This window comes from Klebsiella sp. CN_Kp104, from assembly GCF_040064515.1.
In the GTDB taxonomy this organism is placed as follows: domain Bacteria; phylum Pseudomonadota; class Gammaproteobacteria; order Enterobacterales; family Enterobacteriaceae; genus Klebsiella; species Klebsiella aerogenes.
Map to the genome: position 1 here is coordinate 44,795 of NZ_JBEAII010000044.1, position 17,681 is coordinate 62,475.

19 protein-coding genes are annotated in these 17,681 nt (G+C 54.3%); 12 read left to right on the forward strand and 7 right to left on the reverse strand.

All coding sequences use genetic code 11. The annotated features are described in order from the left end of the window. Positions 1–147 precede the first annotated feature (147 nt). The gene (locus ABLU80_RS22715) at positions 148–357 is read left to right on the forward strand and encodes a CsbD family protein (protein WP_015704042.1); all 210 of its coding nucleotides are present in this window, start codon (positions 148–150) and stop codon (positions 355–357) included. Positions 358–438: 81 nt separating this feature from the next. On the opposite strand, the gene zur is transcribed toward ABLU80_RS22715, so the two are convergent. Then, positions 439–954 carry a zinc uptake transcriptional repressor Zur gene (zur, locus tag ABLU80_RS22720; RefSeq protein ID WP_015368760.1) on the reverse strand — a complete coding sequence of 172 codons (516 nt, stop codon included), beginning with the start codon at positions 952–954 and terminating at the stop codon, positions 439–441. 114 nt (positions 955–1,068) lie between these two features. On the opposite strand from zur, the gene ABLU80_RS22725 reads away from it, so the two are divergent. The 3 genes from ABLU80_RS22725 to pspG all read left to right on the forward strand — a co-directional run bounded on the left by ABLU80_RS22725 (position 1,069) and on the right by pspG (position 3,055). Beyond that, the gene (locus ABLU80_RS22725; RefSeq protein ID WP_015368759.1) at positions 1,069–1,557 is read left to right on the forward strand and encodes a cupin domain-containing protein; all 489 of its coding nucleotides are present in this window, start codon (positions 1,069–1,071) and stop codon (positions 1,555–1,557) included. A 102-nt stretch (positions 1,558–1,659) separates the two neighbouring features. Beyond that, on the forward strand, positions 1,660–2,658 hold the full coding sequence (gene dusA / locus ABLU80_RS22730) for a tRNA dihydrouridine(20/20a) synthase DusA (protein ID WP_015704043.1): 999 nt from the start codon (positions 1,660–1,662) through the stop codon (positions 2,656–2,658). A gap of 154 nt (positions 2,659–2,812) precedes the next feature. Then, positions 2,813–3,055 carry an envelope stress response protein PspG gene (gene pspG / locus ABLU80_RS22735; RefSeq protein WP_015368757.1) on the forward strand — a complete coding sequence of 81 codons (243 nt, stop codon included), beginning with the start codon at positions 2,813–2,815 and terminating at the stop codon, positions 3,053–3,055. 193 nt (positions 3,056–3,248) lie between these two features. On the opposite strand, the gene ABLU80_RS22740 is transcribed toward pspG, so the two are convergent. Beyond that, positions 3,249–4,232 carry a quinone oxidoreductase gene (locus ABLU80_RS22740; RefSeq protein ID WP_047052938.1) on the reverse strand — a complete coding sequence of 328 codons (984 nt, stop codon included), beginning with the start codon at positions 4,230–4,232 and terminating at the stop codon, positions 3,249–3,251. A 52-nt stretch (positions 4,233–4,284) separates the two neighbouring features. Between ABLU80_RS22740 and dnaB the strand changes: the two genes are divergently transcribed. The 6 genes from dnaB to ABLU80_RS22770 all read left to right on the forward strand — a co-directional run bounded on the left by dnaB (position 4,285) and on the right by ABLU80_RS22770 (position 10,066). Beyond that, positions 4,285–5,700, forward strand: a complete 1,416-nt coding sequence (dnaB, locus tag ABLU80_RS22745) for a replicative DNA helicase (protein WP_015368755.1) — start codon at positions 4,285–4,287, stop codon at positions 5,698–5,700. 31 nt (positions 5,701–5,731) lie between these two features. After that, complete coding sequence (gene alr, locus ABLU80_RS22750; protein ID WP_015368754.1) at positions 5,732–6,811, forward strand: alanine racemase; 1,080 nt, start codon at positions 5,732–5,734, stop codon at positions 6,809–6,811. 184 nt (positions 6,812–6,995) lie between these two features. Next, positions 6,996–8,189 carry an aromatic amino acid transaminase gene (gene tyrB / locus ABLU80_RS22755; RefSeq protein ID WP_015368753.1) on the forward strand — a complete coding sequence of 398 codons (1,194 nt, stop codon included), beginning with the start codon at positions 6,996–6,998 and terminating at the stop codon, positions 8,187–8,189. 248 nt (positions 8,190–8,437) lie between these two features. Then, positions 8,438–9,151, forward strand: a complete 714-nt coding sequence (aphA, locus tag ABLU80_RS22760; protein WP_015368752.1) for an acid phosphatase AphA — start codon at positions 8,438–8,440, stop codon at positions 9,149–9,151. 141 nt (positions 9,152–9,292) lie between these two features. Continuing rightward, positions 9,293–9,709, forward strand: a complete 417-nt coding sequence (locus tag ABLU80_RS22765; RefSeq protein ID WP_015368751.1) for a secondary thiamine-phosphate synthase enzyme YjbQ — start codon at positions 9,293–9,295, stop codon at positions 9,707–9,709. 3 nt (positions 9,710–9,712) lie between these two features. Further along, on the forward strand, positions 9,713–10,066 hold the full coding sequence (locus ABLU80_RS22770) for an MmcQ/YjbR family DNA-binding protein (protein WP_020079872.1): 354 nt from the start codon (positions 9,713–9,715) through the stop codon (positions 10,064–10,066). Position 10,067: 1 nt separating this feature from the next. On the opposite strand, the gene ABLU80_RS22775 is transcribed toward ABLU80_RS22770, so the two are convergent. The 3 genes from ABLU80_RS22775 to uvrA all read right to left on the reverse strand — a co-directional run bounded on the left by ABLU80_RS22775 (position 10,068) and on the right by uvrA (position 13,761). Continuing rightward, on the reverse strand, positions 10,068–10,385 hold the full coding sequence (locus ABLU80_RS22775) for a hypothetical protein (protein ID WP_015368749.1): 318 nt from the start codon (positions 10,383–10,385) through the stop codon (positions 10,068–10,070). Next, complete coding sequence (locus ABLU80_RS22780; protein ID WP_020079871.1) at positions 10,385–10,792, reverse strand: hypothetical protein; 408 nt, start codon at positions 10,790–10,792, stop codon at positions 10,385–10,387. The genes ABLU80_RS22775 and ABLU80_RS22780 overlap by 1 nt, the downstream gene beginning before the upstream one ends. Before the next feature lie 143 nt (positions 10,793–10,935). Beyond that, on the reverse strand, positions 10,936–13,761 hold the full coding sequence (gene uvrA, locus ABLU80_RS22785; protein ID WP_015368747.1) for an excinuclease ABC subunit UvrA: 2,826 nt from the start codon (positions 13,759–13,761) through the stop codon (positions 10,936–10,938). A 254-nt stretch (positions 13,762–14,015) separates the two neighbouring features. Between uvrA and ssb1 the strand changes: the two genes are divergently transcribed. Beyond that, positions 14,016–14,537: a single-stranded DNA-binding protein SSB1 gene (gene ssb1 / locus ABLU80_RS22790; protein ID WP_045362433.1), complete on the forward strand. Its 522-nt coding sequence runs from the start codon at positions 14,016–14,018 to the stop codon at positions 14,535–14,537. 79 nt (positions 14,538–14,616) lie between these two features. Here the strand turns inward: ssb1 and ABLU80_RS22795 are convergent, their stop codons facing one another. Continuing rightward, entirely contained in the window at positions 14,617–16,197 is a 1,581-nt protein-coding gene (locus ABLU80_RS22795) for a lytic transglycosylase F (RefSeq protein WP_063446045.1), read from the reverse strand. A gap of 449 nt (positions 16,198–16,646) precedes the next feature. Here ABLU80_RS22795 and iraM point away from each other — a divergent pair, with 449 nt between their 5' ends. Further along, entirely contained in the window at positions 16,647–17,006 is a 360-nt protein-coding gene (iraM, locus tag ABLU80_RS22800) for an anti-adapter protein IraM (RefSeq protein ID WP_015704054.1), read from the forward strand. 67 nt (positions 17,007–17,073) lie between these two features. On the opposite strand, the gene ABLU80_RS22805 is transcribed toward iraM, so the two are convergent. Next, positions 17,074–17,355: a YjcB family protein gene (locus tag ABLU80_RS22805; RefSeq protein ID WP_015704055.1), complete on the reverse strand. Its 282-nt coding sequence runs from the start codon at positions 17,353–17,355 to the stop codon at positions 17,074–17,076. Positions 17,356–17,681: the final 326 nt, after the last annotated feature.

Consider the following 17,681-nt stretch of genomic DNA (forward strand, 5'->3'; position numbering starts at 1 on the left):
GAGCCGGGAAAATCCCCCCAGCGTTTTCAATCGACCTGATGGTTAAAAATTCCGAATAACGAATCGGTGCCAGCATTGTCATCTATAGTTATTACCATGTCCGGAACAAAACGGGCTGTTAACCCACCGAATGATGAGGACGTAATGATGAATAAAGACGAAATCAGCGGTAACTGGAAACAGTTGAAAGGTAAAGCCAAGGAACAGTGGGGTAAGCTGACCGATGACGATATGACGGTCATTGAAGGGAAGCGCGACCAGTTGGTCGGTAAAATTCAGGAACGCTACGGCTATGCCAAAGATCAGGCCGAAAAAGAGGTGTCTGACTGGGAGCGTAAGAACGATACGCGCTGGTAGCGAACGCGGTTTTGACCCCCCTGTTTATGCCTGTCTAACGGCATAGTGATATGCCGTAGCTTCCCGCTGATGTCGCCCGACTCAGCGGGCTTTCTTTTTAATCTGGATGGTATGATCGTGATGGCAGTGTTCGCGAGTACTGCAGGCTTCGACTTCCACGCAGGCCGCGCACAGGCCATGCGCTTCAATCACATTATGCCGTAGAGCGAAGCCCATTCTGGCCGCCAGCGTATGCATAATATCCTCTACGCCTTCCGCACACTCTTCTTTGACCACGCCGCAGCGATCGCAGATAAACATCGCCGAACTGTGGGTTGGCTGATCGAAAAGGTGGCACAGCACATAGCTGTTGGTCGATTCCACTTTGTGCACAAAACCTTGCTCCAGCAGAAACTCCAGCGCGCGATAGACCGTCGGCGGCTTCGCCTGCGGCTCTTTTTCACGCAGCAGATCCAGCAGATCGTAGGCGCTAATCGCCCCTTGCTGCAGGCTCATCAGACGCAACACTTCCAGACGCTGCGGGGTCAGGCGTACGCCACGTTGCACGCAAAGCTTTTCAGCCTGCGCTAACATTTCTTGCGAAGTGGTGTTATCCATGAGCATCCTCTGGTTGCGTGATGTTGAAACTGTTACTTTATCACGAACCAGGTAAAACGCCGAGAACCTGCAAGCTTTGCTATACCTGATGTATCTCATTTTCGGGAGAAAACGATGAAACGACCTGATTGCATTCGACATTGGCGCGAACTGGAAGGTGCGGATGATTCCACCTACCCCGATAGTCACGAGCTTTTTTCTATTGGCGCGCCCCTTGCCCGCGGCCTACGGCTAAATCGGCTGGGCATCCATCATGAACGTTTACCGCCGGGACGCAGAACCTCTTATCCGCACGCGGAAAGCGATGAAGAAGAATTCATCTACGTGCTGGAAGGCTTTCCGGAAGTCTGGATCAATGGCTATCTATGGAAGCTGGAACCGGGCGATAGCGTCGGCTTTCCGGCGGGAACTGGCGTATGTCATACCTTTCTGAATAATACCGAGCAGGAGGTGCGACTGCTGGTCGTTGGCGAGGCGAATAAAAAGCACAACCGTATCTACTATCCGTTGAACCCGGGCTATGCCGCGACTCGCCAGGACCGTTGGGTGGATCACCCTCCGCAGTTCTTTGGCCCGCACGACGGCAAACCGCGTAAAATATAGGTAACATTTTGACCATGGCGCGTGGCGTTCGACGCTATGCGCCGTGGTTTGTGTTTGTGCTATAGTAGCGCCCCTTTTTACCCGGATGCTTATTTATTCGCCATGATGCCAGAATCCACGTCTACCGCTTTTGCCGCCCACCGTTTTTCTATCGCGCCCATGCTTGATTGGACCGACAGACATTGCCGCTATTTCCTGCGTCTGCTGTCGCGCCATACTCTGCTGTATACCGAAATGGTCACCACCGGCGCGATTATTCACGGTAAAGGCGACTATCTGGCCTATAGCGAAGAAGAACATCCGGTAGCGCTGCAGTTGGGCGGTAGCGATCCTGCGGCATTGGCGCAATGCGCAAAGCTTGCCGAAGCGCGCGGCTATGACGAGATTAACCTCAACGTCGGCTGTCCCTCTGACCGCGTGCAGAACGGGATGTTTGGCGCTTGTCTGATGGGCAATGCCGCGCTGGTGGCGGACTGCATCAAAGCGATGCGCGACGTGGTGTCGATCCCGGTAACGGTAAAAACCCGTATTGGCATTGACGATCGGGATAGCTATGAATTCCTGTGTGATTTCATTGAGACCGTCTCCGGCAAAGGGGAGTGTGAAATGTTCATCATTCACGCCCGTAAAGCCTGGCTTTCCGGCCTGAGCCCGAAAGAGAACCGTGAAATCCCGCCGCTGGATTATCCGCGCGTCTGGCAACTAAAACGTGATTTCCCGCATCTGACGATGGCGATTAACGGCGGAATTAAATCCCTGGCAGAGGCTAAACAGCAGCTTGAGCACATGGATGGCGTGATGGTGGGGCGTGAAGCCTATCAAAATCCTGGCATTCTGGCTTCGGTGGATCGTGAGATTTTCGGCGTCGACGGCGCGGATGCCGATCCGGTGGCGGTGGTGCGCGCAATGTACCCCTATATCGAGCGTGAGCTCAGCAACGGTACCTATCTTGGTCATATCACCCGCCATATGTTGGGGTTGTTCCAGGGGATCCCCGGCGCGCGTCAGTGGCGCCGCTATCTCAGCGAAAACGCCCACAAAGCGGGCGCCGATATCAACGTGCTGGAGCACGCGCTGAAGCTGGTTGCCGATAAGCGTTAATTTTTTCGCTAAAACCTGGTCTTTTTCGCCACGCCCTGCGCTATTGCTGCAGGGCGTTTTGTTTTAATTCAATGACTTATGCCTGGCATGATTCTTGAAGATGACTCTTGAAATAGCTAATCAGCTATCTGGTTATTTTTTTCGGGAGAAGACCATGCTGGAACTCTTATTTGTTATTGGCTTTTTTGTCATGTTGCTGGTCACTGGCATCTCGCTGCTTGGCATTATTGCCGCGCTGGTTGTCGCCACGGCGTTGATGTTCTTCGGCGGCCTGTTTGCATTAATGTTTAAACTGCTACCCTGGCTGCTGCTGGCGGTGGCTGTCGTATGGGTCATTCGGGCGATGAAATCGCCGACGACCACCCGCTATCGTCGTGAAGATCGCTGGCGCTATTAAGCCAACATTTTGGGTATTGAGCGGTATGTCACAACCTGAGTAATTTTGCATAAAACAGCGTAGGCATTGCGTATTAAATCTGTCACTATTAGCGCGATAACGAATTCATCGCGCTGTACCCTACATACAGCCGAACAAAAAAAGTCAGGGCCTCCGTCAGGAGGCCCTAAACTTTTCTGGCGATCTCACCCCGTTACGGCAGCAGCAGGCTCGACCCCTCGGTCACCCGGCTTTCCAGAATCTCATGCGCGCGCCGGGCGTCACGCAGGGCGTATTTCTGATTATCCGTGACATCGACCTTGATCACGCCGCTGGCGATCAGCGAAAACAGTTCATTGCTGGCTTCCGTTAGCTCTTCCCGGTTGGTGATGTAGCCTTGCAGAGAAGGGCGGGTCACATAGAGTGAGCCTTTCTGATTGAGGATACCCAAATTTACGCCGGTTACCGGGCCAGATGAATTGCCGAAGCTGACCATCAGCCCACGCCGCTGAAGACAATCGAGCGAGGCCTCCCAGGTATCTTTACCTACGGAATCGTAAACCACGGCGACTTTTTTGCCGCCGGTCAGCGCCTTGACGCGCTCGGCAATATTCTCTTCGCGGTAGTTAATGGTTTCCCAGGCGCCGGCCTGCCGGGCGCGCTGCGCTTTTTGCTCGCTGCCGACGGTGCCGATAAGTTTCGCCCCCAGCGCTTTCGCCCACTGGCAGGCAATAAGCCCCACGCCGCCCGCAGCCGCATGGAACAGGAAGGTCTCGTTGGCTTTAATCTCGTAGGTTTTGCGCAGCAGATACCAGACGGTCAATCCTTTAAGAAACGAGGCGGCGGCCTGCTCAAAGGAAATCGCATTGGGTAAAATCGCCGCTTTGTCGGCATGCACGTTATGCACCGAGCTATAAGCGCCAAGCGCGGCCTGGGCGTACACCACCCGATCGCCAACCTTGATATGTTTAACGCCGCTGCCGATTTTACTGACGATACCGGCGGCTTCGGTGCCCAAACCGCTCGGCAGTGAGGGCGGCGGATACAGGCCGCTGCGGATGTAGGTGTCGATGTAGTTGATACCGATAGCTTTATTTTCTACCTGGATTTCGTGCTCGGCAGGATCGTTGGGGGTAAACTCGACTGCATGCAGCACCTCGGGGCCTCCATGCGCGGGAAATTCAATTCGTGTTGCCATGTGAACTCCTTTATAATTTTGTGTCTCTCATTTACAGGTAACTCCATTCACTATGGCAGGAAATAAACCCTTCAACAAACCACAGACAGAACCTCGCGAACGCGATCCGCAGCTCGCCGGGTTGAAAGTCCCGCCGCACTCGATTGAAGCGGAACAGTCGGTGTTGGGCGGTTTAATGCTGGATAACGAGCGCTGGGACGACGTCGCCGAAAGGGTGGTGTCGGAAGATTTCTATACCCGTCCGCATCGTCATATCTTTACCGAGATGGCGCGCCTGCAAGAGTCAGGTAGCCCGATTGACCTGATCACCCTCGCCGAATCGCTTGAGCGTCAGGGGCAACTGGATAGCGTTGGCGGCTTCGCCTATCTGGCCGAGCTCTCCAAAAATACGCCAAGCGCGGCGAACATCAGCGCATATGCCGACATCGTGCGCGAACGCGCAGTGGTGCGTGAAATGATTTCGGTGGCCAACGAAATCGCCGAAGCCGGTTTCGACCCCCAAGGGCGCACCAGCGAGGATCTGCTGGATCTGGCGGAATCGCGGGTATTTAAAATTGCCGAAAGCCGCGCCAACAAAGATGAAGGGCCGAAGAACATCGCCGATGTGCTCGATGCCACCGTCGCCCGTATTGAGCAGCTGTTCCAACAGCCGCACGATGGCGTCACCGGGGTGAATACCGGCTATGACGACCTCAACAAAAAGACCGCCGGGCTACAGCCTTCGGATCTGATTATCGTCGCCGCGCGTCCTTCGATGGGTAAGACGACATTTGCGATGAACCTCGTGGAAAATGCGGCGATGCTGCAGGATAAACCGGTATTGATCTTCAGTCTGGAGATGCCCTCCGAGCAGATCATGATGCGTTCTCTGGCCTCGCTATCGCGCGTCGATCAGACTCGTATCCGTACCGGCCAACTGGACGATGAAGACTGGGCGCGTATCTCCGGCACTATGGGTATCTTGCTGGAAAAACGGAACATTTATATTGATGATTCCTCCGGCCTGACGCCGACGGAAGTGCGTTCGCGCGCCCGACGTATCGCCCGCGAGCACGGCGGTATCGGCCTTATTATGATCGACTACCTGCAGCTGATGCGCGTACCGTCGCTCTCCGACAACCGTACTCTGGAGATCGCCGAAATCTCCCGCTCGCTGAAGGCGCTGGCAAAAGAGTTGCAGGTGCCGGTGGTGGCGCTGTCGCAGCTGAACCGCTCTCTGGAACAGCGCGCCGATAAACGCCCGGTCAACTCCGACCTGCGTGAATCCGGCTCTATTGAACAGGATGCCGACTTAATCATGTTCATCTACCGTGATGAGGTTTATCACGAGAACAGCGATTTAAAAGGTATTGCTGAAATTATCATTGGTAAACAACGTAACGGCCCGATCGGTACAGTACGACTGACCTTTAACGGCCAGTGGTCGCGTTTCGATAATTATGCCGGCCCTCAGTATGACGATGAGTAAACCTCTGTCAGTCTTTTTTTAAGGAATTCAAATGCAAGCGGCAACTGTAGTTATCAACCGCCGCGCTCTGCGACACAACCTGCAACGCCTGCGTGAACTGGCTCCTGCCAGCAAACTGGTTGCGGTGGTGAAAGCGAACGCCTACGGACACGGCCTTCTTGAGACCGCGCGAACGCTGACCGACGCCGATGCCTTCGGCGTCGCCCGCCTGGAGGAGGCGCTGCGCCTGCGTGAAGGGGGCATTACCCAACCGATATTGCTGCTGGAAGGTTTCTTTGAAGCGGCGGATCTGGCGCTGATTTCCGCGCAGCACCTGCATACCGTGGTACATAGCCCGGAACAGCTGGCGGCGCTCGAACAAGCGGAACTGGCCGAACCGGTTACCGTCTGGATGAAGCTGGATACCGGTATGCATCGCCTTGGCGTACTGCCGGAACAGGCCGAAGCGTTTTATCAGCGGCTAAGCCGGTGCAAAAATGTCCGCCAGCCGGTGAATATCGTCAGCCATTTCGCTCGCGCCGATGAGCCTGAATGCGGCGTGACCGAGCGTCAGCTGGATATTTTCACCACCTTTACCGAAGGTAAGCCGGGGCTGCGTTCTATTGCCGCCTCGGGCGGGATCCTGCTGTGGCCGCAGTCGCATTTCGACTGGGCGCGGCCGGGCATCATTCTCTATGGCGTTTCGCCGCTGGAGAACCACTCTACCGGTGAGGATTTCGGCTGCCTGCCGGTCATGTCGCTGACCTCCAGCCTGATTGCGGTGCGCGAGCATAAAGCCGGGGAGCCGGTGGGCTACGGCGGCACCTGGATTAGCGAGCGCGATACCCGCCTCGGCGTCGTGGCGATGGGCTATGGCGATGGCTATCCACGCGCCGCGCCCTCCGGCACGCCGGTGCTGGTCAACGGCCGCGAAGTGCCGATAGTCGGCCGCGTGGCGATGGATATGATTTGCGTCGACCTCGGCCCTCAGGCGCAGGATCAAGCCGGCGATCCGGTTGTGTTATGGGGGGAAGGGCTCCCCGTTGAGCGCATCGCGGAAATAACGAAAGTGAGTGCTTACGAACTTATCACTCGCCTGACCTCCAGGCTGGCTATCCGTTACCTCGACTAACTACGGTCAGTGGCATATTTCCCCGATTACGCTACGCTTATCGGGGTAATGAGCAGGGGCGGCGCGCGGCGTCGCCCAGGTTTGCAGCGATCTTTGTCGATAACTTACCAACATCCCCTCGACCTTCCCCAACTTCCGGTTTATTGTGTAAATACCTGCTTTCGTAAACCTGGAGATACATCTCGTGTTTCAAAAAGTTGACGCCTACGCCGGCGACCCCATTCTCTCCTTGATGGAGCGTTTCAAAGAAGATCCGCGTAGTGACAAAGTGAACCTCAGCATCGGTCTTTACTACAACGAAGACGGCATTATTCCGCAACTACAGGCCGTGGCGGATGCCGAAGCACGACTCAATGCCCAGCCGCACGGCGCCTCGCTGTATCTGCCGATGGAAGGTCTCAATAGCTACCGCCACGCCATTGCGCCGCTGTTATTTGGTGCCGACCATCCGGTGCTGAAACAAAACCGCGTAGCATCAATTCAAACCCTGGGTGGCTCCGGCGCGCTGAAGGTTGGCGCCGATTTCCTTAAACGCTACTTCCCACAGTCTCGCGTATGGGTTAGCGACCCGACCTGGGAAAACCACATCGCCATATTTGAAGGGGCTGGGTTCGAAGTAAGTACTTACCCATGGTTCGATGATGAGACCAACGGCGTACGTTTTGAAGCCTTCCTCGCCAAACTACAGACGCTCCCTGAGCGCGATATCGTGCTGCTGCATCCATGTTGCCACAACCCAACGGGCGCCGATCTGAGTAACGCACAGTGGGATGAAGTTGTTAAGGTGTTGAAAGCACGTAATTTAATTCCTTTCCTCGATATTGCCTATCAGGGCTTTGGCGCCGGTATGGAAGACGATGCCTACGCTATCCGCGCGATTGCCAGCGCCGGCCTACCGATGCTGGTCAGCAACTCATTCTCCAAAATCTTCTCGTTGTACGGCGAACGCGTCGGCGGCCTGTCAATCGTCTGCGATGATGCTGAAACCGCTGGCCGCGTGCTGGGTCAGTTGAAAGCGACGGTGCGTCGTAACTACTCCAGCCCGCCTAATTTTGGCGCGCAGGTGGTGGCGGCAGTATTGAACGACCCGGCGCTGAAAGCTTCATGGCTGGCGGAAGTGGAAGCGATGCGTACCCGCATCCTGGCGATGCGTCAGACGCTGGTGGATGCGCTGAAAGAGGCCGTTCCCGGCAAAAACTTTGACTACCTGCTGAAGCAGCGCGGCATGTTTAGCTACACCGGATTGAGCGCGGCACAGGTGGATCGTCTACGCGAAGAGTTTGGCGTTTACCTGATTGCCAGCGGCCGGATGTGCGTGGCGGGACTTAACTCGCGTAACGTCCAGCGTGTCGCCCAGGCGTTTGCTGCTGTAATGTAAGTGCTTACTTACTAATTTGCCCTCGCCAGCGTTAAGGCGAGGGTAGTATTACCTCTGAAGTGTGATCATGCTCTTTTTATATGACATTTGAGCAGAAAATCCTTTCTATCTATGTGGGCAGGCGTTAAGGTCTTGGGGCATTAATGCGCTCACTCATTATTAAAAATAATAACGAATCGATTATTTAGACCCAAAATAACTCAGGTTGCCGCTAAGCGGCCTGGCGCATGAGGGGCATAGGGATAAATATGCGTAAGTTAACTTTGGCCATTAGCGCCACTTGTCTGTTGTTCGCTCTGAATAGCTCCGTTGTCGCTCGCGCGTCCACTCCACAGCCCATTTGGGAAGGGACGAATGTTGCGAAACTCGCCGAACAGGCGCCGATCCATTGGGTATCGGTGGCGCAAATCGAAAATAGCCTGCTGGGCCGCGCGCCGATGGCGGTGGGTTTCGATATCGATGATACCGTGTTATTTTCCAGCCCCGGTTTCTGGCGCGGGCAAAAAACCTATTCTCCCGGCAGCGAAGCCTATCTGAAGAACCCGGAGTTCTGGGAAAAGATGAATAACGGCTGGGACGAGTTCAGTATGCCGAAAGAAGTGGGCCGCCAGCTGATCGCGATGCATATTAAGCGCGGCGACAGCATCTACTTCGTCACCGGCCGCAGCCAGACCAAAACTGAGACCGTCTCCAAAACCCTGCAGGATGATTTCCTGATCCCCGGTGCTAACATGAACCCGGTGATTTTTGCCGGCGATAAGCCCGGCCAGAACACGAAAACTCAGTGGTTACGCGAGAAGAATATCAAAGTCTTCTACGGCGACTCTGACAACGATATCTCGGCGGCCCGCGATGCCGATGCGCGAGGAATTCGCGTGCTGCGTGCGGCAAACTCCTCCTATAAACCTTTGCCGATGGCGGGGTCGCAGGGGGAAGAGGTGATTGTGAATTCAGAATATTAAGGCGTGTGAAACGCAACGCATCTGAATACGAGAAGGCAGCCGCAGGCTGTCTTTTTTTTGTACGAATTTCAGCGTTTGAGGTTTTACCTTTTCGTTTCTTGCTGCAAACTTAGAAGGATTCACACATTACAGGAGTCGTTTATGTGGCATCAGCAAACCCTGACATTAGGCCCGAAATCTCGTGGTTTCCATCTGGTGACCAACGAAATTATTGGTCAAATCCGCGAGCTCTCGCATATCAAGGTTGGCCTGCTGCATCTGTTACTCCAGCATACTTCCGCTTCCCTGACGTTGAATGAGAACTGCGATCCTACGGTCCGTTTTGATATGGAACAGCATTTCCTCAATGCCGTACCAGACAACGCGCCGTATGAACACGATTATGAAGGTCCTGATGATATGCCCTCGCACATTAAATCATCGCTGCTGGGCGTTTCCCTGATGTTGCCGGTGCAGAACGGCAACGTCATGTTAGGGACCTGGCAGGGGATCTGGCTGGGGGAGCATCGTATTCACGGCGGTTCGCGGCATATTGTCGCAACGCTCATGGGAGAATAAAAAATGACCATATCGGATCTACTGCAGTACTGCATGGCGAAGCCGGGCGCGGAGCAAAGTGTTCATAGCGACTGGAAAGCGACGCAAATCAAGGTCGCGGATGTGTTATTCGCCATGGTGAAAGAGGTGGAGGATAAGCGGCCGGCCGTTGCGTTAAAGACCAGCCCGGAGCTTGCCGAGCTGCTGCGCGAACAACATCGCGATGTTCGCCCCAGCAGGCATCTGAATAAAGCTCACTGGAGCACGGTTTTCCTCGATGGCTCTCTGCCAGACTCGCAGATTTACTACCTGGTGGATGCTTCCTATCAACAGGCGGTCGACCTGCTGTCGGAGGATAAGCGGCGGCAGTTGGCCTAGCTTATAGCCTGCCAGCCAGCGCCAGCAGCGTGATATCGAGCAGCCGTAACAACGTCGCCTGCAGCTGCGCCTGGCGCGCGATGCTCTGGTTGTTGGCGCGAATGCGGGCAATATCGCGCTGACCTTCCAGCAGTAGCCGTAGATCGTCTTCGGTCAGCCAGCCCTGAGCTTTTTGCTGCAATGCCTGTAGCAAAAAGATGGCGCTATCGCGTACTTCGCGCTGCTCATCGCCAAGTACTCTATTCAGTAATGGCATCCATTCGGCGCTATCAATCGCGCAAGCGGACAACAGCGCGCGAATCTCCATGGTTGTCGGCATTATTCCCTCCCTGTACGCTGACATTCGCCAGCGATAGCCTGTTGATAGAGATAAATGGTCTGCCGCGTTAAATATTGCGCTTCGGCAGGGGTAAAGGGCGCGCCCAGCATCTGGCGATGGGCGTAAACGCGTAAATAGTTACCTTCAAGTATCCTGAAATTTTCCTGGCGCAGCGCGTCGCCTTGGGCGAGCGCCTGCGTGAACTGCTGGCGAATCTGTTCATCTTCCTTGTTCAATTGTTGATCGTCCTCCGTCGCTGCGGTGGCGATGAACTGCAAATGCAACTGCTTGAGTGTGAGCAATTGCTGATAGGCCGTATCGCTGTAGCGGCCAACCCATGAGCAGGCGCTTAACGTACATAGCGCGGCGGCGATGATAAATAACGGAATGAGGCGTGGTACTCGCATAGTTTTCCCGGCATTCGGTGGGCGATAGCGACTATCAGACGCCAGAGTGAGCGCTTCGGGCAAATCACGAAGTCTCAGCGTGAAAAAATGAGATGAAATGAGATGAAATGAGGCCTCTTCCGTGAAGGAAGAGGCCTGAGAGGTTACTTCAGCAAGGGCTTCAGGAAGCGCGCCGTGTGTGAGGCTTCACATTCGGCAACGGTTTCCGGCGTGCCGGAAACGAGAATTTCCCCACCGCCGCTACCGCCTTCCGGGCCGAGGTCGACAATCCAGTCGGCGGTTTTAATCACGTCGAGGTTGTGCTCAATGACCACGATGGTATTGCCCTGATCGCGTAGCTGATGCAGCACGTCCAGCAGCTGCTGAATATCGGCGAAATGCAGACCGGTGGTCGGTTCATCAAGGATATACAGCGTCTGGCCGGTACCGCGCTTGGAGAGTTCGCGCGCCAGCTTCACGCGCTGGGCTTCACCGCCGGAGAGCGTGGTTGCCGACTGGCCGAGACGAATATAGGTCAGACCAACATCCATCAGGGTTTGTAGCTTACGCGCCAGCGCCGGCACGGCATCAAAGAATTCGCGCGCTTCTTCGATGGTCATATCCAGCACTTCGTGGATAGTTTTGCCTTTGTACTTAATTTCCAGCGTTTCGCGGTTATAGCGTTTGCCTTTGCACTGGTCGCACGGCACATAGATATCCGGCAGGAAGTGCATCTCAACCTTGATCACTCCGTCGCCCTGGCAGGCTTCGCAGCGGCCGCCGCGGACGTTAAAACTGAAGCGGCCAGGCGTATAGCCGCGTGAACGTGATTCCGGAACACCGGCAAACAGTTCGCGCACCGGCGTGAACACGCCGGTGTAAGTCGCCGGGTTTGAACGTGGCGTACGGCCAATCGGGCTCTGGTCGATATCGATGACTTTATCGAAGTGCTCCAGCCCCTGAACATCGCGATACGGCGCAGGCTCGGCAATCGTCGCGCCGTTCAGCTGGCGCTGGGCGATGGGGAACAGGGTATCGTTAATCAGCGTTGATTTACCGGAACCGGAAACGCCGGTAATGCAGGTAAACAGGCCGACAGGCAACGTCAGCGTCACATCCTTGAGGTTATTGCCCCGTGCGCCGGTCAGTTTCAGCACTTTTTCCGGATCGGCGGCGACGCGCTGTTTCGGCACTTCGATTTTGCGTTTACCGCTCATGTACTGCCCGGTGAGCGATTCTGGTACCGCCATAATGGCGTCCAGCGGCCCTTCAGCCACCACCTGGCCGCCGTGAACCCCAGCGCCGGGACCGATGTCGATGACGTGGTCGGCGGCGCGAATGGCGTCTTCGTCATGTTCAACGACAATGACCGTGTTGCCCAGATTACGCAGGTGGATAAGCGTACCGAGCAGGCGTTCGTTATCACGCTGGTGCAGGCCGATGGAGGGCTCATCCAGCACGTACATCACGCCAACCAGCCCCGCGCCAATCTGGCTCGCCAGACGAATACGCTGCGCTTCACCGCCGGAGAGCGTTTCCGCCGAACGAGAGAGCGTCAGGTAGTTCAGACCGACGTTGACGAGGAATTTCAGACGATCGCCAATCTCTTTCAGCACTTTCTCAGCGATTTGCGCCCGCTGCCCGGACAGCTTCAGGTTGTTGAAGAAGTCCATCGCGTGGCCGATGCTCATATCGGAAATGGTCGGCAGCGGTGTGTTCTCCACAAACACGTGGCGCGCTTCGCGGCGCAGACGCGTGCCTTCGCAGCTGGCGCACGGACGGTTGCTGATGAATTTCGCCAGCTCTTCGCGCACCGCGCTGGATTCCGTCTCTTTGTAACGGCGCTCCATGTTGTGCAGCACGCCTTCAAACGGATGGCGGCGTACTGACGTGTCGCCGCGGTCGTTCATGTATTTGAATTCAATATTCTCTTTACCTGAACCGTACAGCACGACTTTCTGAACATTAGCGCTGAGGGTGCCCCAGGGCGCTTCGACATCAAACTTATAGTGATCCGCCAGCGACTTCAGCATCTGGAAATAGTAGAAGTTGCGGCGATCCCAGCCGCGGATGGCGCCGCCAGCCAGCGATAGCTCCGGATTCTGAATCACCCGATCGGGATCGAAATACTGTTGAACGCCAAGGCCGTCGCAGGTCGGGCAGGCACCTGCCGGGTTGTTGAAGGAGAACAGACGCGGCTCCAGTTCGCGCATGCTATAGCCGCAAATCGGGCAAGCGAAGTTCGCCGAGAACAGCAGTTCTTCCGCTTTACTGTCATCCATGTTGGAAACAATGGCGGTGCCGCCTGAGAGCTCCAGCGCGGTTTCGAAAGACTCCGCCAGACGCTGCGCCAGATCGTCACGTACTTTGAAGCGATCGATAACCACTTCGATCGTGTGTTTCTTTTGCAGCTCTAACTTCGGCGGATCCGAAAGATCGCAGACTTCGCCATCGATCCGCGCGCGAATGTAGCCCTGGCTGGCAAGGTTTTCCAGCGTTTTGGTGTGCTCGCCCTTACGCTCTTTAATAATGGGCGCCAGCAGCATCAGGCGCTGACCTTCCGGCTGTGAGAGCACGTTATCGACCATCTGGCTGACGGTTTGCGCGGCCAGCGGGACGTCGTGGTCCGGGCAACGCGGTTCGCCGACGCGGGCGTACAGCAGTCGCAGATAGTCGTGGATTTCAGTAATGGTGCCTACCGTCGAACGCGGGTTGTGGGAGGTCGATTTCTGTTCGATAGAAATCGCCGGCGACAGCCCTTCGATATGATCGACGTCCGGTTTCTCCATCAGCGACAGGAACTGTCGCGCATAGGCGGAGAGCGATTCGACGTAGCGACGCTGGCCTTCGGCATACAGGGTGTCGAAAGCGAGTGAGGATTTGCCTGACCCAGAAAGCCCGGTGACGACAATGAGTTTGTCGCGCGGGATGACGAGGTTGATGTTTTTGAGATTATGGGTGCGGGCGCCCCGAACTTCGATCTTATCCATTCACCTTTCCCGGTAGGTAGATACACGGATTGCCTGGTTTGTTTGAAGGACAAACGGCAGAAACGGCTAATTATGACACAACTTAACCTGTCTGGATATACAGTATTGGAATGGCGCTGCAGTAAGAGGGTGAAAAATTGCATAGCGGCGGGATGTTTTCTGGAATTGGCTTCGCAGCTATCAAATTGCCCCTTTGTGGTGTTAGAATTCCCGGTTTACACTTATACAAAACGTATCATTCAGGAGATTCGATCATGGCCAGCAGAGGCGTAAACAAGGTGATTCTCGTCGGTAATCTGGGGCAGGACCCGGAAGTACGCTACATGCCAAGTGGCGGCGCTGTCGCCAACTTCACGCTGGCAACTTCCGAATCCTGGCGCGATAAGCAAACCGGCGAAATGAAAGAGCAGACTGAATGGCACCGCGTTGTGCTGTTCGGCAAACTGGCGGAAGTCGCTGGCGAATACCTGCGTAAAGGCTCTCAGGTTTATATCGAAGGCCAGCTGCGCACCCGTAAATGGACCGATCAGTCCGGTCAGGACAAGTACACCACTGAAATCGTGGTAAACGTCGGCGGCACCATGCAGATGCTGGGCGGCCGTCAGGGCGGCGGCGCACCGGCAGGCGGCCAGCAGCAGGGCGGTTGGGGTCAGCCTCAGCAGCCGCAGGGCGGCAACCAGTTCAGCGGCGGCGCGCAGTCTCGTCCGCAGCAGCAGGCCCCGGCAGCGCCATCTAACGAACCGCCGATGGACTTCGACGACGATATTCCGTTCTAAGGTTTTCCTTATTACCTACTGCCTATGCAGTTAGCCAACAAAAAGCCCCGAGTGTTCGGGGCTTTTTCGTTTCAGGCTCTCAGGTTGCCGGGGCCGAAGCTTCAGGAGCGGTTGGCGGAACTGTGTCTGGCTGCGGCTTACCCGTTCCAGGCTCGGGTAGCGGCGCGGCGGTAGCTTTTTGTTTACGGGCGATATCATCCATAATCAGCCGATACGCAATGTAGTATTTATAGATATTGCTGACGTAGGTCACCGTCTCAGCGCCGATCTTCTCTGCTGCGAGATTCTCGACGTTGCCAAACCAGATATTTGGGTCAAAGCCGCGTTTTTGGGTTTCCGCGCGTAGACGCGCGATGCGTGCCGGGCCGGCATTGTAAGAAGCAAACGAAAACAGCGCTTTATCAAGCGGCGTCATCGGTTGGTCGCCATAGTAATGATCGATCATCCAGCGCATATACTTAACGCCGGCATGAATGTTGGGGTCGATTTTTTTGATATCGCCAACCTGCAATTCCTTGCCGGTCGCGGGCATGACCTGCATTACGCCGATTGCGCCGACGTGGCTGCGTACCGATTGATTGAGCCGCGATTCCTGATATCCCTGGGCGGCCATCAGCAGCCAGTCGACATCATAGCGTTCGCCATATTTTCTAAAAATTTCCACCATCTGCAAAAACTTAGCGCGCTCTCTGTTGGCTGCGGCGTTTTTAACGTAGGTCGCGCTTCTCAGGTAGCGCAGCAGAATGGTGTTGCCCAACGTACTTCCCTGACGATTGTGCTTCACGAAGTTATTCAGTTCCGCGAGAAGCTGTGGGTTATCTTTGCGCACAGCCCAGGCGATGCTGCCGCCATCCCGCAGCACAATGTTTTCATGCACCTGAATTTTTGGAAACACCTGTTTCCAGAAAAGCGCCTTATGGCGATCCACTACGATCAGGGGAATCAGGCCGGCATTGAGCATTTCGAGAAGATCCTCATCTTCGAGCGCCTCTGGCGCTTCCTGCAGAATAACCGGCGGCAGCGACGCTTTAGCGAAGCGGGCGTTAAGCGTCTGCAAACTTTCGTAATAGCTGGAGGAGCGGCGGACAAACACGGTTTTACCGGAAAGCTGCTCCAGGTTTTTCACGTCGGGCGATGATGGCCCCGATACCAACAGTTCTTTGACATCGCTATAGAGCGGGGTGGTAAAGGCGACCTGCTCCTGACGCGACGAGGTAATCGTGAGATTGGCGGCGGCGATATCCCCCTTGCCTTCATTTAGCGCTTTGAACAGGTTATCCCGAGTGACCGGGATGAAAACGATCCGCACTTTGAGGTGTTTCTGCTTCAGCTTCTTCTCTTTTGCGAGTTGATTATTGAGATCTTTTTCTAAAGCGATGAAAAGATCGTGGGTAGCGCCGCGTTGGGTACCTTTGTCGATAAAAAAGAATGTCTTGCTGTAAGTCGTTAGCACTCGGATCGCCCGTCGGTTGATCATGTCGGGAAGATCGCCTTTTTGCGGCTGCATGATGTGATCCATATTGATAGCCAGTTCAGCTTTATCATTTTGCAACGGCGGCGGTTTTTCCGTCGAAGATACCGGGGCTGAGACGGCAAACAGTAAGGCGAGAAGGCAGGCGGAAAGCGTCGCCAGGCGACGCTGAAAACCGAAGATGTTCATGATGCGACACTCTGCAGGGAGATGGTTATATTTTAGACAATTCATACGCTCTCCCGCGTCTTTTTCTGCTTACCTCCATTGCGTCGGTACGGCGGAAGAGGTATTACCGTTTCCGCTATAATACAAAAGAAGGAGGTACGGCCCTCCCTGTAGAATATTTTTATTTGTGATCGCTAATCACTTATTTAACCTGATGGACTATCAAAATGATATTTTTGTCTGTTATTTAAAATCTATTGTAAGGTTATTTATAGCCTCTGCATGGTTATGTTTTTTTAGTATTAATACAAAATTCGTATAAAGCCCGGATTAGCTTACTTCATGAGTGGTATGACCGATGTGTACCAGCCTCGTTCTATATCACACTATTAATAAGCTACCTTGCAGATAACGACCAGGAGTGCTATCACTAAATTCCCCGTCACAGATTTTACTTACAAGGATGGAAGATGAAATGGACTATTCTTAACACCCTTATCTGCCCGCATACCGGCGTTGCGTTCTCGTCAATATCGGGGCTGCGGTTTCTGAAGTTTATTATCTGGTATGAAGCCGATCTTTTATTGCTTCCCGGTGAAACAATGAAACTTTTTTCCTCTAAAGTTTTAATTAATGATCAATATCATTCATTAAAAATTTATAACATTACGCGTTATGACGATAAACAGTGGGAAACGTTAAGAGAGCGGCCAATCTGCCCGTACAATTTTGAAGCCGCGGAACCAGAATCTTGTCTTTATCAATCATATTGTGCAGTTAAGCGCTGCCCAAACGAGCGTCTACGGCCGCAGTTATGCGAACAATATTAGCCGGGGGCACGGGGAAGGCCCTCACTGTTGCTGAAAATAAAAAAGCTTCCCGTAGGAAGCTTTTTTATCAGGTCATCATCATTGGCCATTCTGGTGGCGTCTGACTCATGACTTCAACCATGACGTCTTTAATGTTGCCCCAGATTTTGGCGACATCCACCATGGTGATGCCTAACAAGCCGGTAGCAAACCAACAGGCGGCAGCGAGGCCCAGACAGCTACAAATAATCGCTAAACCGGCATAGTCGCTTTTACGTAATTGAATATTCAGCGAGCTGGCCAGGAACATCAATACTGCGCTCACCAGAGGCCAGCGCAAAAGAACGACACTGGTAGTAATGGAAGCCATTAACTTATCCTATCTCTCAATGAAAGTCGGGGGCCTTAGACAACCTGGCGCGATTATCAATTAATGAGACGCTCTGGCTATCTGGGGGCACTTCAGGGAGTGATGAAACGATAGTTTTGTTTCATCAACTTGTGTGAACTATATCACATTTGCTGATTTATTCGCCAGACAAAAAATGACCTTTTTTGACATTTAAAAACCATAAAATAACTGTGGTTAATGCCGAGGGGATGTACGCCAGCTTGTCTGGCGTCTGTTTTTCGACGCTGCTAAGGGCTGGGCGTAGACTGCCGATAATTGTTCTACGGGTTTTGTTACTTATTACG